14 protein-coding genes and 1 tRNA gene are annotated in these 14,402 nt (G+C 58.3%); 3 read left to right on the forward strand and 12 right to left on the reverse strand.

Annotated elements, in window-relative coordinates; genetic code table 11:
• Positions 1-90: 90 nt before the first annotated feature.
• Positions 91-726 carry a DarT ssDNA thymidine ADP-ribosyltransferase family protein gene (locus tag POR01S_RS13555; RefSeq protein WP_042136430.1) on the forward strand — a complete coding sequence of 212 codons (636 nt, stop codon included), beginning with the start codon at positions 91-93 and terminating at the stop codon, positions 724-726.
• 17 nt (positions 727-743) lie between these two features.
• Positions 744-1,442 carry a DarT1-associated NADAR antitoxin family protein gene (locus tag POR01S_RS23425; RefSeq protein ID WP_217996699.1) on the forward strand — a complete coding sequence of 233 codons (699 nt, stop codon included), beginning with the start codon at positions 744-746 and terminating at the stop codon, positions 1,440-1,442.
• On the opposite strand, the gene POR01S_RS13560 is transcribed toward POR01S_RS23425, so the two are convergent.
• The 7 genes from POR01S_RS13560 to POR01S_RS13590 all read right to left on the reverse strand — a co-directional run bounded on the left by POR01S_RS13560 (position 1,394) and on the right by POR01S_RS13590 (position 8,653).
• Positions 1,394-2,356 carry a hypothetical protein gene (locus POR01S_RS13560; RefSeq protein WP_042136431.1) on the reverse strand — a complete coding sequence of 321 codons (963 nt, stop codon included), beginning with the start codon at positions 2,354-2,356 and terminating at the stop codon, positions 1,394-1,396. The two genes, POR01S_RS23425 and POR01S_RS13560, sit on opposite strands and share 49 nt — an antisense overlap.
• On the reverse strand, positions 2,344-2,997 hold the full coding sequence (locus tag POR01S_RS13565; protein WP_042136433.1) for a hypothetical protein: 654 nt from the start codon (positions 2,995-2,997) through the stop codon (positions 2,344-2,346). The genes POR01S_RS13560 and POR01S_RS13565 overlap by 13 nt, the downstream gene beginning before the upstream one ends.
• A complete protein-coding gene (locus POR01S_RS23695) occupies positions 2,994-3,545 on the reverse strand; it encodes a DUF5681 domain-containing protein (protein ID WP_156045026.1) in 552 nt (183 codons plus the stop codon). Before POR01S_RS23695 ends, POR01S_RS13565 begins: the two co-directional genes overlap by 4 nt.
• Positions 3,546-3,547: 2 nt before the next feature.
• Positions 3,548-4,303, reverse strand: coding sequence for a hypothetical protein (locus POR01S_RS13575; protein WP_052382668.1), 756 nt, complete (start codon positions 4,301-4,303; stop codon positions 3,548-3,550).
• Between the two features lie 437 nt (positions 4,304-4,740).
• Complete coding sequence (locus tag POR01S_RS13580; RefSeq protein WP_081875218.1) at positions 4,741-6,834, reverse strand: AAA family ATPase; 2,094 nt, start codon at positions 6,832-6,834, stop codon at positions 4,741-4,743.
• A gap of 141 nt (positions 6,835-6,975) precedes the next feature.
• Positions 6,976-7,173 carry a helix-turn-helix transcriptional regulator gene (locus POR01S_RS13585; protein ID WP_042136438.1) on the reverse strand — a complete coding sequence of 66 codons (198 nt, stop codon included), beginning with the start codon at positions 7,171-7,173 and terminating at the stop codon, positions 6,976-6,978.
• Positions 7,174-7,393: 220 nt separating this feature from the next.
• Positions 7,394-8,653, reverse strand: a complete 1,260-nt coding sequence (locus POR01S_RS13590) for a tyrosine-type recombinase/integrase (protein ID WP_042136440.1) — start codon at positions 8,651-8,653, stop codon at positions 7,394-7,396.
• 196 nt (positions 8,654-8,849) lie between these two features.
• Between POR01S_RS13590 and POR01S_RS23700 the strand changes: the two genes are divergently transcribed.
• A tRNA-OTHER gene (locus POR01S_RS23700) sits at positions 8,850-8,942 on the forward strand.
• 1,016 nt (positions 8,943-9,958) lie between these two features.
• Here POR01S_RS23700 and POR01S_RS13595 read toward each other — a convergent pair.
• The 5 genes from POR01S_RS13595 to POR01S_RS13615 all read right to left on the reverse strand — a co-directional run bounded on the left by POR01S_RS13595 (position 9,959) and on the right by POR01S_RS13615 (position 14,273).
• Positions 9,959-10,540, reverse strand: coding sequence for a YajG family lipoprotein (locus POR01S_RS13595; RefSeq protein WP_027601141.1), 582 nt, complete (start codon positions 10,538-10,540; stop codon positions 9,959-9,961).
• A gap of 267 nt (positions 10,541-10,807) precedes the next feature.
• Positions 10,808-11,071, reverse strand: coding sequence for a hypothetical protein (locus POR01S_RS13600; protein WP_042136442.1), 264 nt, complete (start codon positions 11,069-11,071; stop codon positions 10,808-10,810).
• Between the two features lie 113 nt (positions 11,072-11,184).
• Entirely contained in the window at positions 11,185-12,090 is a 906-nt protein-coding gene (folE2, locus tag POR01S_RS13605) for a GTP cyclohydrolase FolE2 (protein ID WP_042136444.1), read from the reverse strand.
• A 14-nt stretch (positions 12,091-12,104) separates the two neighbouring features.
• The gene (gene zigA, locus POR01S_RS13610; protein WP_042136446.1) at positions 12,105-13,340 is read right to left on the reverse strand and encodes a zinc metallochaperone GTPase ZigA; all 1,236 of its coding nucleotides are present in this window, start codon (positions 13,338-13,340) and stop codon (positions 12,105-12,107) included.
• A gap of 198 nt (positions 13,341-13,538) precedes the next feature.
• Complete coding sequence (locus POR01S_RS13615) at positions 13,539-14,273, reverse strand: SDR family NAD(P)-dependent oxidoreductase (protein WP_007162330.1); 735 nt, start codon at positions 14,271-14,273, stop codon at positions 13,539-13,541.
• Positions 14,274-14,402 lie beyond the last annotated feature (129 nt).

Consider the following 14,402-nt stretch of genomic DNA (forward strand, 5'->3'; position numbering starts at 1 on the left):
CAAAATGTGACTTTTGTCACGTTTTTGTTGAGTGGACAGCAAGCGTCAGACGATTCTCTCCTAAGTCTATGTCAGCTTAGGGAGCTGGTGATGTTGAAAAAGGACGTTCAAAATTATGCGGAGACGCTTCAGGTCCCTTTCTTGGTGCATTTTACGCGTGCTCAGAATCTCGATCGTATAATGAGACATGGTTTGTGCCCTTCGTCAGAATTGAAGAGGCTAGGTATTGTACCGGACTGTAATGACGAGCTGAAGCTGGATGGGCGCGGTGGCGGGATTTCCACATCTATCGCTTTCCCCAATTGTAAAATGTTCTATAAGTATCGCGAAAGCTGTCCCGGCACCGATTGGGCAGTGATAGTTTTGAAGAACTCTATACTTTGGTCGAAGGATTGCGCGTTCTTTAGGCACAATGCGGCAGACGCTTTGATGAGTCGTCTTGACATTGATGACTTAAAAAGTCTGTCGGCATTCGAGAAAATGTATGAGAGTGTGGATTGGTTAGATTCGCGTGACGATCAGTGTCTTCTGCCATATGATCCAACCGACGTGCAGGCAGAAGTAATGTTTTTCGAAACCATTGGTCCGGAATTGATTTTAGGGGCGGCCTTTGAATCTTTCCCTGTGATGAAGAAGTACGAGCATCTTTTTGCCGGTAAAAAAGTTCGCGTTGATGGTGTGAAGAAGAAATTTTTCGCCTCTAGGGGTTACGTAAGGAAGTATTAATTTTGGCTGAGAGACCAGTGTTTCTACCCGTTTTCAATGATCAGCGTTTTGTTGACGTTGATTTTATTGAATTCAAATGGTTTGCGGGTATGTCGGTCTCTCAAAAGCAGCGCTCGGTAGACTCCTTGCATCAAGCTACTAGGAAGACGAAACATGACATTCGTCTTCTAGAGATCTCAAGTAAATCTACCAGTGCTCTCGGGGTAAATCTTAGTGCTTTCAATCTGAGTTTCACCACTCAGAAGCACAACCTAACTATGAGCGTTGAGTCCGCCTTCCAGGGAAGCAAGGTTTTTGAACGTGGTGGACCCTATAAAGATCTATTTTGGTGCACATCTAGAGATGCGAAGAGGGATCCTAGGCTTGTTTCTTCGGGTCGGCTGATTTGTTTCGAGTTTTTTAAAGATCGCTGGCCACTAGAGCCTTTGACTTCATTTTATGACTGGCTGTATATCAATGCGTTGAGTAAGCAGCCTGGAAGTGTAATAGATGAGCTGTTAGCCTATAATGCTTTTACTGATATCGAATTCAATCCTGATAAGTCGATTAATTGTCAGGCTCATTCTGCCGCGTTGTTTGTTTCTCTCGTCAAGAAGGGTAAGTTAGAATTCGCTCTATCCTCTAAGGAAAATTACTTTTCGCTATTGTCGGGTCGCCTTTCTAACAATCAAGGTCCACAAGAGGATTTTTTCGGTAGCGTACCTAAATCCCCATGAGCTACAAGCCAGCCAGTCGCCGCCGAAACGCGGATTCGGCCGGGCTCAACGGTAACGGTAGGGGGAGTGGCGCAATGCTGCTTGGTCGGCAGCATAGGCATTACCTCGGCCCATAGCTGCATTCCCTCAAGCTCCAAAATGCCCCCAGTATCGCCAGGCTCAATGAACCCAATGATCTCGCCGGGCAGGGTGGGTTTGAGGGCGTCGAAGCGTTCGGGGTCAATTCCAAGGTGCATGAGGTACTCCGGTATCTTCAACTTCTGACACAGGGGTAGCCCAGTCCAGGTAATCGGCTGACCTTGCGACTCAGCGAACCGGCTAGCGCCGTTGAATACCTGATCGTCAGCAGAAGCCGGCAAACGGTTTGCCACTGGCAGGCTGTGGTCAATGGGTGCCGCAGGCTGAATACCGGCGAAGTCTCGTTCCCAGTTAGCCAGGTAGGGCGCTAGGCGCTCAACGGGCCATGAATCCATGTCAGCCATGGCCAGCGAGAACTCGCGCGACATGTGCTCAGGCTCGACGTAATCAGGATCGGTGGCTTTCAGACGCTCGTTCTCTAGGGCGTCGTCAAGTGGAACTAGAGGAACGATGTATAGCCACTTCAAATCTTGGGCGTCCTTGACCACAAGGGGGATTGACGTGTGGTGCCTGTCCTTGGCCGGCACGTCGCGCAGAAAGGCCCGCTGACTGCGGAAGAAGCTGCATTGATAGGTGCAGGGTGGCGCATCAGGGTCCAGGAGCGCCTGTTGCTGCTGCACTGCGATGCTTTCCCATGCGTCAGCCGGCAGGATGGGCGGCATAACCAGATCGAACTGCGTGGCCGTACCTGACCACCCAATGTCCACCTTCTCCTGTTCATCCAACCGCTTGCCAAGAGCGCGAAGCTCTTTGAGTTGCGCTGTCAGTGCTCGCATGTCGCTTTCTCTAGGTGCTTGAACACTTCGGGCATCAATGCATCGGCGACTGTATTGCCATCTCTGTCGCGCCAAGCAATGGGGCAGCTTTGCTTCCTGTAGTGCTCAAGTTCTTTGATAAACCATCCGTACCAGTCTTGATCTATAAGACCTTCAATCAGGGCATAGTCCAAGAGGCTTAGCAGTTGCTCCGCACGGCCACCAGAGTTGCAGAACCTCTCAAGTAGCGTTCCTCTGGCCAGGTCGCGAACGTCTTTCTGCAGTGACCTCCTAGCCATCCAAATCAGGAAGTGCCGGCGGCTGCTATAGAGAGCGTGCTCTTTTACCGCAGCCACTTGCCCCGTGGTCAACGAGGAATTGCTGAAGTAGAACGTCACGCACCCATGATATAGGCCGTTCCCCGAAAGTTTGTGCTCATAAGAAGACACCCCTCCTGCACTTGCAGCTTCAACAATCCTCGCACTCACGCTTGCATAGAACTCTTTGTTAGTTTGCTCAGGCGTTCTAATGAGAACCTCGCTGAATGGCGGCAGGTCTAACCTTTCGTAATGGAAGATTTCCGCGTGCGTAAAGCTGGACGAACTTTTGTCACCCTCGTTGCGTATCGAATAGGGTGCATCAACCCACAGGACAGGATTCATACCGCCACCTCCAGCCGCTGTTTGATCGCCAAGATTTCTACGGCCAGTTCATCTACCTGCTTGAGGCTGGCATAGGTGCCCAGGGCATCGAGCAGCATCTTTCCCTGATCCACGCTGAGCTGCCCTTTGCTGATGGCCTCGATGATCTGCCCGGCCTGCTCGGTCAACGTCAGGCTGCGATCCAGATCGAACGTCACAGGCTCGTAGGTGGCACGCAGCGGGGGCTGCACGCGGGCCAGCACCAGGCCCATGGCCATGGTGTCGCCATCAAGGGCTTTCTGGACGATGGCTGCTGCCAGTTCCTTGCCCTTGGTCTCCAACTGCTCCGCGAGAAGGGTCCGCTTGTTCTTGCTGCCCTTCGGCCGACCCTTGGGGTTTGCGATCTGGCCAGGCTGAAACCCACCTTTCCTTCTTACCGGCGCCGGGCCTGTAGCCGGCTGTGACAGATCACCAATAGCTACAGTAGAAGCATCGCGCTGATCACAGTCATGGTTCGCTCCCGCAAGCGTAGTTTTTTGTTGCGTATCAAATGCAGTGGGCTGGCTCATGGTCAGATCACCCCGAACCGGCGAGCGGTGAGGAAGCCTTGCTCTTGCTCGGTCTTCAAGGCCGCCACCTTCTTCTGACTTGCAGTGACGCGCTCACGCACCTGCTGCGCCTTGCGAAAACCACCACGACCCAGCGCTTTCTCAGCACCGGTGAACACGAGGCCGCCACGCTCTTCAAGAAGGGCACTGGCCTGCTTCATCACCTGGAGGCGCCGGAACATCTGCGGGTTCTGCTGCTGTTGGTAAAGGCGGGTGTAGTGATCGACCTCTACCTGTTTCAGCCCGGACAGGTAGCCAGGGCCAGCGAGGACAGCTTCGAGGCTGGCCGTATCGCCGCTTTCCAAGGCCTCAGCGAACCAGGCCCGGCGCTCATCCGCCGGCAATGCTTTGACATGGGCGCGGATTTCCGAGGTCATGCCGGTGGTTGCTTTGGTGGCTTTCAGCGGTGCATTCAGCTCAGCTTCTGCGTGGGCGATGCGCTTGCCGAGGCTGTCCGTCGCGTTTTGCATTGCCCTCAAAGCCGCCTCCATACGACTGCCAGCGTAGTCAGCAACATTCAGAAGTTTGGCGTCGTCGGTCAGTGAAGTGTCGGGCTCAATTGCTTCGCTGAACTCGTGGATCTTGCCGAGTTGCGTATAGGCGGAGGTGAAGGCACGTACGGCATCGGCAACGTGACTGGCCGTCTCGTCGTTATAGCCTTCGATGCTTTCGATTACTGCGGGGTGAAGGCTGGGGGAAACTTTGGTATTGATGTCCATTGGAATCACCGATTCGTCTGATTGGAAGTCAGGCGATTTTCCGGTTGCGCCAACGGGGTTGCTTATTTACTGGTTACATAGTGCCCTGTTTTTTAAAAGGTCTACAAGCGAATACTGTAAAAATAATACAAAGAACAGCAAATACAGTGTTTGTCGTTCTAGTTTTTGCATATTGGCGACGGCCGATTGGCCGGCAAGGGGGGGGGCCAGGTGTGCAGCTCAGTTGTGCACTGATCGGGGGGGGGTAAAGCGGTGCACAACTGCACTTCTACACAACTGAGCGTATATATAAGATTTTGATAGATTTTATTAATTAAATCTAATAGATGTAATGGCCGGTTACCTATACTGCAAGGCTAGGTGTGCAGAAGTGCAGGTGTGCAGCCATAAGGTATGGCCCGATCGCTTGCACAACTGACATGCCTTGCCGATTTCGCTTAAAGTACAGGGGGCTTACTTCTGTACATTTTCCTACCCCTCTCACCATTAACCTGCTCAACGCCCATCCTGTCCAGCATCTCATCCACTACCTGCCAGTGCCGGCGGTTCTGGGCTGATCCGATCCGCTCTTCAACCTGCTCACGGGTGACACTAGCTCCAGCCTGCTCGCGAAGAAGGCCATCCATCGCCTGCACGATGCCATGGACGGCCGCCTGCTTCTTCGATGATGATTCAGCGCCCTGAGAGGCATCCTCTGGCCTCTTGGTAGCGTCATCCCATAGCGCCTTGACCTTGGCATAACCCCAGGAGATAGGGCTAAGCTTCACTGCGCAGAGAACGCTGGAGCTGCCATCGCTCCGTATCTGAAGGGTGTGGACGGGGTGAGTTTGGTAGAGCGCCGCGAAAGGTTCAGTCAGAGAGTTCTTCACCGTACAGATCGCGTAGCTGTATTCGTCCCCTTGATCGTACGCGCACATGAATGCCTGGCGGAGAGAAGACGTCCAAGACGATGACCCGGCCACCGTGTCCGCAAGGTTATCGTGCTTTCCTTTGTTGACGTGTCCAACGATGGCGATGGTCACCCCGTGCCTGTCGCATAGCGAAAGCAGATATGCGGTGAGTCGCTTGACCCCACCGTCATCGTTCGCACTTTCGCCCTTTCCCCAGGTGGTCAGGGCGACAGCAGTATCAAGCACAACCAGGCGGAGCGGTTTTTGCTGGGACCGGGTTTTTGCCTCTTCGATAGCGGCGTCCAGGTGCTCGTAGGTATTGAAGTTGGCAGCTACCGGGCGACCGTCTTCATCTTGGTGTGCCGCGATGGCCTTAAAGACGTGAAGCGTTCCAGCCACGCCACCGCTCTTTATATGGCGTGCCTTGATCTGATCGGTAGGTTCTTCGGTGCTGATCCAAAGAGATGAGTAACGGTTTGAAAGCTGTGCTGCCTGAGTCGCCAGGAACGATGACTTGGCAGTACCACCTCGACCATAGAAACCCACTACCTGCCGCTCCGGCAGCCATGGGTCGCTCAGATACTTTACTTGGGCGGTGGTATCTCCGATCATGGCAGTCTCCAAAATGATTGATGCATTCGCGATAGGCCGCTTGGGCTGGGCGGCGTTGCTTTTCGGATTGATCCATCCCTGGTCCTGAGCCTCCTTGAAGACGGCTTGATAGCCAGTCCTATCGCCTGTGAAGGTGCCCCACTTGCTGGAGGCTTCGGCCGCGTTGAACTTGAGAGACGTCTGCGACCAATCAATCCAGAGCCCGCGTCCGGTCTGACCAAGCTCACTCAGTGCCTGCCCTACCTTTACCCATAGGTGATAATCGTCCGCTGGCAGGTGATTGAGGGCGGAACGCAACTCGGTCACAGTTTCCCCTGACAGAGAGATCGTGCCTTTAGCCTGCTCTTCCCTTGATACGCCAGCGTTGAGACGCGAGTGCCTCGGCCTAAGCACCTGCTCGACATATTCACCAAGGCATACACGCGAGGAACCTCGCACGGTCTCTTCCGTGAATGTGAAGAACCGCCCTTCGCAGTAGGCCTCGATGCCAGAGGCGTTAGAACCCAGCGTCTTGAAGTGCCGGCCATACCCGAGAGCATGGCATCCGCGTCCGCTTGGGCTTTTCTCAACATACCCTGGACAGTGATTAGCCAGGTCAGAAAGCCCATTAGAAGGGACGTCATCTAGGTCAATCCCTTGCCAATATCCGTCACCGTCCCTACCCAATGCGATGGCAAGGCCCTCATATCCGCCATTACTCATTGCGAGTGTATGTTCTGCGTTTTCATAGGTCGCAAGGTTCGCCACGTCGTCAGGGGAGTCGAGCGCTCCACGACGCCTCTCGCCATTTGTATAGAAGGGCACTTTTCGACCGGAGATGAGTCGCCATAGGAGCCAGCGCTTGGAGCCCTTTAAGGCGGTTAGCGTGTCGGTGGCTACAGCTCGCTGCGGCTCGCTGTGCTGGGCGATCGGCACCTGATCAATGCATTGGTACTGGGTGGCAACTGGCCCGCTTTGTATGGAAGCACAGCTCACTCCAAAATTATCAACGTATGCTCTAATATTTTCGGGTACATTAGGCTTGTTCATTTGGGTGTATCATCCTTGAAGCCGGCGCGGCAACGCCGGCTTTTTCTTGATCGCTAACTATCTGCTTACGGCTATCGCTGCCGGAATGACGTAAGCGTTGGAAATATTCAGGGCGTGCGGAAGTGACCATCTAATGTGTGGTTAGGCGGTCTTGGAATATTGGCTGGTACTGTTGAAGGTCTGGCTATCAAGCCAGGCTACGACTTCGGACTTTACGTATCGGATAGAGCGGCCAAATTTACGGAAGGCTGGGCCTTTACCGTGGATGCGCCATATCTCTAGAGTGGTGGGCTTGATGCCAATAATGTCTGCGGCTTGGGCGTTATTGATGTAGTCCATGATAGCGGTCTCATTTCACCGCCATACGCGCACAAAAAATGGCAGTACGGCGGTTGGTCGAAGCGCCTGTCAGCGCTTTAGTCTCCGCCGTCTGCCATGCAGACTTTTCGTTGAACTAGCAGGGCCATGCCGTTGCTAGTAAAGCTGAGTTGGTATGTGGGTTACACCTTACTGTGACTTATGGCGACTTAGCAAGCTGTCAAGTGCCTACTCACGCAAATTATCCAACTTTAAGTTCGGTGACGTTGGCACCGGTCGCCACCGCCCTAGCAATATCGGCTCTCTGCTCCATCCAGTCGGCGATCCGCTGCACCTCTGGCCGCAGATACTCAAGCCTAGAGGTCTCAAGATAGTGCCTAGCTGTCACTCCCTTTGGAACGTGGTTTGTCAGGAGCTCTATCTTGTGCAGATCAATGCCTGCGTGCGCCACTCCTATCGTTGTGAAGGTACGCCGTAGGTCGTGCGGCGATAGCTTGACCCCGGCAACCTCTGACACTCGCCGCATGGTATCGCGAGGGTCTTTCAGGTGCCCGACCTTGCCCCACGACGTGAACACAAACGGGCTGCCTGGTACTCGCTGCCGGGTCTCCAGCAGCTCAGCAGCCTGGGACGAAAGCGGCAGCCACACCGGGTTCGAGTTCTTAGGGTCTGGAATGTGCCACCAGCCTTCATCGAGATTTACCCGATCCCAGGTCAGGGCGGAGGCCTCGCCGATACGTGCGCCGGTCAGCAGCAGAAAGCGCACCAGATCAATAGCGGCCAGGGTGTCACGGTTGTACGCCACCACACGCGAGTCAGTGAGAAAGCTCCAGACCGCACCGATCTTGCTATCCGGTACACGGCTCGTCCTTGGTTTTAGCGAGGCCCATTTCTTGTGCAGCACGTCCACCGGATTCTCTTCAATGATCTTGCCGCCATCCTGCTTGCGGTACTCCCGCATCGCGTAGTTGAACAGCGCTCGAAGGACGGAGAAGCCTTGGTTGGCCTGGGCTGGTGCTGGGCCGGTACCGCGCAGTCCTTTGGTTTTGATTTCGTTGAATCTCTTAGTGACCTCATCCCGACTGATGCTCGCAACAGGGCGCTTAAGCCAAGCCTCGAATGTTGTGGTTACGTGACGCTCGATCTCGCTCTTGCTGCTTTCCTTCAGCGGGCGGTCCCGCAGGTAGCCGTCCGCAACGTCGCGAAGAGTCACCTTGGTGGCTGCTTCCTCCTTGGCGACTGCTCTCGGGTCTGTGCCCATCCGCATCGTCCGTAAGTGCTCCCGAGCAACGTCACGTGCTTGCTCTGCGGTGAATACGCCGTGAGGGCCGATGCTGATTCGCATGGATTTGCCGGCAGCCCGGCCTTGGACGACGTAGGTGATCTTACGACTGGGCGTAATGCGAAGGCCGAAGCCCTTGAGTTCGCTATCCCAGAGCAGCTCTTCCTTTTCGGTAGGTGCTACCAGCTTGTCGACAAAGCTTTTGGTAATCTTCGGCATGTCGCTTCCTGTACAGAGGAGGGTGACCACGCGGTCGGGGCTGTTGGCGCAGCCGCCGGCCGCTCCTATAACGCGATGCCCGCCGATTGCTTTTCATAAGCGCTTCGTAAACGGGCTGCGTAAAGGTAGGACAGGCTACATAAGGTTGCCAAGCGATCTAAAGCCTTGAGACGTATGGCTTTGTATTGCTTACGGAGGGAGGGTAAGGCTCTGTAAGGCTGCGCTCCGGGAAACTTGAAAACCGCCGACTCGCAAGGGTCCCAGAGTTCGAATCTCTGCGCTTCCGCCATCTGCGAAGCCCCGTTCTTACGGGGCTTTTTGCTGTCTGCAGGGTCGAATTTCAAGAGCGCTCGGGCGAGAAAAAAGAGCAGTTCCGAAGTTCTTTCGGAACAGCGCCGATGCCTGACCTTCTATAGCCCTGGACTTGATGAGGGTGAGCATCGCGGCAACCCTGGCCCCCGAACGAGAGCCAGGGCTGAGCTGAGTGCGATCGTGGGGAACTGCCTTTTGAGATGAGCAGGCAGAACGGCCTGAGTCAGGACGTGCCAAGCATCGTCAAACTATCGGTCATCCGCAAGCTGACGACCCTGGTCACGCGCCATCGTCAGCAGGCCACCATGGCCACCACAAAGATGGTTGCCAACCCGATACACATGGCACCCAGGGTGAGCGCCAGTAGGCCCTGATCGCTGGCCAGCGATCGTGGACGAATGAGTGCAGATTTGAGCGGGACGCTATTTAGCCGGCCGTGGGGCCTCGACTCGAAGAGCGTCACTGTCCTTGTCAATTGATAGCGCAACTGAAATATCCTTTTCAGTTTCGGTACTGGGCTGCGGCACCCAGCTATTGGCCGCGATTGTGGCTTCAGCGAAGCTCAACAGCAAGACCATTGCTGCTACGCAAGTTCCTATGGCAATCGCATTGATTACCTTCTGTTCTTTCACAGGCGCATTCATGTTGCTTGCCTAGCCCGGGTCCACGTCGAATGAGGTGGTCTGACAACCGCAGGCGGCAGAAGTGCGGAGGCATTAGGTTTTCACGATCAACCCTGGCTCCCGTCACCGCGGTAAGGCGTCGCTATTCAGCGCGAAACCGGTATCCTGTCTGACGACTTTGTACTCCGGTCTTCCTGCTCCCACATGCCACCGCCGCCGATGACTGCAACTCGGCTGAAACCCCTCGTGCGCCCCGGCGTTCGTATCGATGGCGGTGCGATATGCTCCGCTGCGGATCCAGTTCCAGTATCTGGACATGAAAAAGCCCGCGCGAAGCGGGCTTTTTCCAGACCGAGGAGCAGCGTCCCAGTCAGGGCGTGTTGCCCTTGGCCAGGGCGGCAGCGATGGCCGGTGCGTCGATGGCGTTGGTCAGGACCTGGGTGCCCGAAAGGATGACGTTGTTGGTCGGGCCGCTGCCTTTGATCTCGTCGCTGGCGAGCAGCTTGCCCTGGTCGTCGAGGACCTGGGTGATGACGTCATAGTCGAAGCGGACGCGCATGTAGGCGTCGGATTTCCACTCCCGCAGTTTCAGCACCAGCAGCTTCTGGCCCTGGGGCGCGCGGTCGCTGGCCTGGCTGGGCATGGCGGTGATGGCGGCGCGGGCCAGGGCCTTTTGCACGGCGTCCTGCAGGTCGGCGGAGAGGGGGCTACCGCTGTAGGTGCGGACGCTCCAGGGGTTGTAGTAGAGACCGCGGATGTTGCCGACGTAGGTGGCGTCCTTGTTCTGGGCGACCACATAGGGGCGCTCATCGAGTACCGCGACGGCGACCGGCTTGTCGGCCTTGACGGTGAGTTGCGGGGCGGTCTGGCGGTAGTCGATCTTCTGGCCGATGGCGCAACCGGCCAGTTGCAGCGCAGCGAAGGTGATGAACAAGAGATGGGACGGCTTCATGCGAAACTCCTTTTTCGAGAGGCGCGCAGTCTAAGCCATCAGCTCCGTCATGCCAAAATAATGTGATGCAGGTCACTAGATATCTGGATGGCCACGAGTCGATTGCCGGGCTCCGCAGCCGGGTGGATGCGCCTGGCACGCTTATCAGTGGGGTAGGCAGGCCAGGGGATTACCTGCCTTTCAGTGGCGGGGACTCACGCAGCCTCAAGGGAAGGCACAGCGCTCAATGATAAGACAGTCCCCGGGCTCTGCCCCGACCCGGGCGGGCTACAGCGTCTTCTTGTATTCCTTGTCCACCTTCTTGTCTTCGCGGTGGCGTTCCTTGTCCAGATGGGTATCGGTGCGGTCGGCTTCGTCGGCGGCATGGGCCGCGCCCTTGTCGACTTCCTTGCGGTCGTGGCGGGCGTCCTTGCTCACATCCCGGCCGTCCTGGCGGATGCTCTTTTCCACCGGGCTTTCGGCCAGCGCGACACCTGTGGCGAGGACACTCAGCAAAACGGTCATGGCTGCTGCGGTAAGGCGGGATTTCATCGAGAAGCGCTCCTGAATCGAGAGAGAGGGAGTGGCCGTCCAGAGCGACCGCTTCGTTTGCAGTAAAGCGGTAAAGCGGCCGTTTTGAAAGGAAAGCTGCAGAGACGCCCTGTTCAAGCGGGCGAGCTGGAGGCCCAGGCGGACGCATCGTGCGGATGCAGACTCTCCAAATGGCGCACCTGGAGGCTCACGTCCCGGTAGCTGTCACGCAGGGCGACCAGCAGGCGGCGGGCGGCGTCCTCGACGAACATCAGGTTGCTGCCATTTAGCGCGGCGAAGGCCTGTTCGTCGGCGCGCTTGACGGCGGTCTGCACCGGCGTGCCCAGGGCCTGTTCGCACTGGTCGATCAGGGGCAGCAAGCCGAAGTCGACTGCCCCGGCCGGCAGGCTGATCCGTACCCGGGCCAGGCTGCGCTGGCTGTGCGGGGTGGCCAGGGAGGCGTGACGGCTCAGCCAGTGGGCGACGGTGGCGGGATCGAGCTGCGTGGTGGTCCCGTGTTCGGCCAGAAAGGCCCGTTCGATCAGTTGCCGGGACAGGGCGGCGGAGCAGGGACAGGTGGAGGCGTAAAGGATCTCGACGCGCGCGCTGAGCTTGAAAGCGCCGGCTACCCAGCTGGCTTCCAGGCGTACGGGATAGCGTTTCCAGCCACTCAGCTCGGCGGTCACCAGGGCGGGGCGGCGGATCAGCAGGGCGAAGTCCAGCCGCAGGCGGGCGGCGCGGGAATCGCAGCTGCGGTGGCTGGCGACCATGCCGCTCAGCAGCAGACGCAGACGCTCTGGCGTCAGGAGAGCTTCGCCGCCCAGGCGATCCAGCAGTTGATAGAGGCGGGACATATGGATGCCCTTGGCGGTGGCCGCGGGCAGGTCGACCTGGACGTCGGCCCTGGCGGGCAACAGGCCGCCGAGATCGGCGTGGCCGAGGCGGATCGGCAGGTCGATACCCTGCATGCCGACCCAGTCGAGGGCGGCGGGCAGGGTGGCGGTCTCGCTGAGGGAGACATCGGGGAGGATGGCGTTCATGGGCAGGGCTCGCTTCAGTGCGGATCGGTGGCCTGGGGCCAGTCGCTGAAGGGGTTGTGCAAGCACATCCAGGCCGCGGGGCCGGCGGCGAGTTCGCTGTCGGTCAGCAGGCAGGCATCCAGGCGGGCGCGCAGGGCGGCTTCGTCCATGTCCATGCCGATGAGTACCAGTTCCTGGCGAGCATCGCCGACGCCCTCGTGCCATTTTTCCTTGATGAGGGCGACGGTTTCTTCATCCTCCGGCCACTGCTCGGGCGGTACCGCGGCCCACCAGCGCCCGGCCACGCCATGGCGGGCCACGGCGCCGGCCTGGGACCAGGTGCCGGCATGGGCGGGATGGCTAGCCAGCCAGAAGTAGCCCTTGGAGCGGATCACGCCAGGCCATTCCCCCTCGACCAGGGCGAAGAAGCGCTCGGGATGGAAGGGGCGGCGGGCCTGATAGACAAAACTCGAGATGCCGTATTCCTCGGTCTCGGGGGTATGTTCGCCGCGCAGCTCCTGCAGCCAGCCCGGCGCCTGGGCGGCTTTGTCGAAGTCGAAGAGTCCGGTCTGCAGCACCCGCTCCAGCGGTACGGCGCCAAAGCTCGCCAGTTCCAGTCGTGCGCGGGGATTGAGGCTGCGCAGGATGGCCAGCAGCCGATCACGTTCCGCCGGCCCGATGAGGTCCAGCTTGTTCACCACCAGGACGTCACAGAATTCGATCTGCTCGATCAGCAGGTCGACCACGGTGCGCTCGTCTTCCTCGCCGAGGGATTCGCCACGGGATTCCAGCAGATCGGTGGAGGCGTAGTCGCGCAGGAAGTTGAAGGCATCCACCACGGTGACCAGGGTGTCGAGCTGGGCGACGTCGCCCAGGCAGCGCCCGTCTTCGCCGGCGAAGGTGAAGGTTTCGGCCACGGGGAGCGGCTCGGAGATCCCGGTGCATTCGATGACCAGCTGATCGAAGCGGCCATCGCGGGCGAGGCGTTCGACTTCCAGCAGCAGGTCTTCGCGCAGGGTGCAGCAGATGCAGCCGTTGCTCATCTCCACCAGCTTTTCCTCGGTGCGCGACAGCTCGGCGCCGCCGTCGCGGACCAGGGCGGCGTCGATGTTGACCTCGGACATGTCGTTGACGATGACCGCCACCCGCCGGCCTTCGCGGTTGTTGAGAATATGGTTGAGCAGGGTGGTCTTGCCGGCGCCGAGAAAGCCGGAGAGCACGGTGACAGGGAGTTTCTGGCTGGGGAAGCTGGCTGGGGTCGTCATGGTCATCACGGCTAGGGTAGGTCGTAGAGCGGGCGCGTCCCTGTAGAGGATGCTCCAGAACTTTATAACACGTTATAACATAACATTTAGTGCAGGTTAAGAACGGACCTGTTCCCTGCACGGCGTCTTCTTCAGCTAACCGGGTGGGTGACTCGAGCCGCCCGCCATTGATCCAGGCGGACTGCCCTCGGTCACAGGCGCCAACTAGACGTGCTGACCGCCGTTGATATGGATCTCGGCACCGTTGATGTAGCAGGAGCGTTCGCTGCAGAGGAAGTAGATGGTCTCGGCCACTTCGTCGGGGGTACCCAGGCGCTTGAGCGGGACCTCGGCTTCCACCAGGCCATCGGTACCGGGCGAGAGGATGGAAGTGGCGATCTCGCCCGGTGCTATGGCGTTGGCGCGGATGCCACGGGGACCGAATTCATGGGCCAGTTCCCGGGTCAGCGCGGCCAGGCCTGCCTTGGAGGCGGCATAGGCCACTCCGGCGAAGGGATGCACCCGCGAACCGGCGATGGAGGTGACGTTTACGATGCTGCCTCGAGCGGCTTCAAGCTCCGGCAGCAGGGCGCGGGCCAGCAGGGCGGTGGAAACCAGATTGACGTTGAGGACGTGGGTCCAGGTCTCGGCATCCGACGCGGCTACCCCGAGGCGACCGCCATCCGGCCCCTTGGGCGAGATGCCGGCATTGTTGACCAGGGCATCCAGCTTGCCGCTGGGCAGGCGCTCGCGGACCGTGGCGACCAGGCGATCGATCTGGGTGAGGTCGGCGAGATCGGCCTGGATGTGCGCGTCGCGGGCTTCCGGCCAGGCGCATTCTTCGGAGAACGGCTGGCGGGAGACGGTGAGCAGACGCCAGCCCAGGCTGCGGAACAGCTTGACGGTGGCGTGACCGATCCCGCGACTGGCACCGGTGAGCAGCATGGTGCGCTGGGTCATGGGCGACCCCGGCAGGCAGAGGGGCGGACGAGGGGCGACAGGACGGGCATGGTGGGTGACTCCGGCGTCTGGCAGGCCGGTTCACTATGCCCAAGCAGGACAGGTGGGGCAATCGATGGACCTGTCCTC

The organism is Pseudomonas oryzihabitans NBRC 102199, from assembly GCF_000730625.1.
Lineage (GTDB): Bacteria > Pseudomonadota > Gammaproteobacteria > Pseudomonadales > Pseudomonadaceae > Chryseomonas > Chryseomonas oryzihabitans.

Bases quoted from the DNA above. Each gene is read 5' to 3' on its own strand.
- POR01S_RS13590 (WP_042136440.1), bottom strand. From the start codon at position 8,653: ATGCCGAAGATTACCAAAAGCTTTGTCGACAAGCTGGTAGCACCTACC.
- zigA (WP_042136446.1), bottom strand. From the start codon at position 13,340: ATGACCATGACGACCCCAGCCAGCTTCCCCAGCCAGAAACTCCCTGTC.
- POR01S_RS13555 (WP_042136430.1), top strand. From the start codon at position 91: ATGTTGAAAAAGGACGTTCAAAATTATGCGGAGACGCTTCAGGTCCCT.
- POR01S_RS13595 (WP_027601141.1), bottom strand. From the start codon at position 10,540: ATGAAGCCGTCCCATCTCTTGTTCATCACCTTCGCTGCGCTGCAACTG.
- POR01S_RS23695 (WP_156045026.1), bottom strand. From the start codon at position 3,545: ATGAGCCAGCCCACTGCATTTGATACGCAACAAAAAACTACGCTTGCG.
- POR01S_RS13560 (WP_042136431.1), bottom strand. From the start codon at position 2,356: ATGCGAGCACTGACAGCGCAACTCAAAGAGCTTCGCGCTCTTGGCAAG.
- POR01S_RS13600 (WP_042136442.1), bottom strand. From the start codon at position 11,071: ATGAAATCCCGCCTTACCGCAGCAGCCATGACCGTTTTGCTGAGTGTC.
- folE2 (WP_042136444.1), bottom strand. From the start codon at position 12,090: ATGAACGCCATCCTCCCCGATGTCTCCCTCAGCGAGACCGCCACCCTG.
- POR01S_RS13580 (WP_081875218.1), bottom strand. From the start codon at position 6,834: ATGAACAAGCCTAATGTACCCGAAAATATTAGAGCATACGTTGATAAT.
- POR01S_RS13585 (WP_042136438.1), bottom strand. From the start codon at position 7,173: ATGGACTACATCAATAACGCCCAAGCCGCAGACATTATTGGCATCAAG.
- POR01S_RS13575 (WP_052382668.1), bottom strand. From the start codon at position 4,303: ATGGACATCAATACCAAAGTTTCCCCCAGCCTTCACCCCGCAGTAATC.
- POR01S_RS13565 (WP_042136433.1), bottom strand. From the start codon at position 2,997: ATGAATCCTGTCCTGTGGGTTGATGCACCCTATTCGATACGCAACGAG.
- POR01S_RS13615 (WP_007162330.1), bottom strand. From the start codon at position 14,273: ATGACCCAGCGCACCATGCTGCTCACCGGTGCCAGTCGCGGGATCGGT.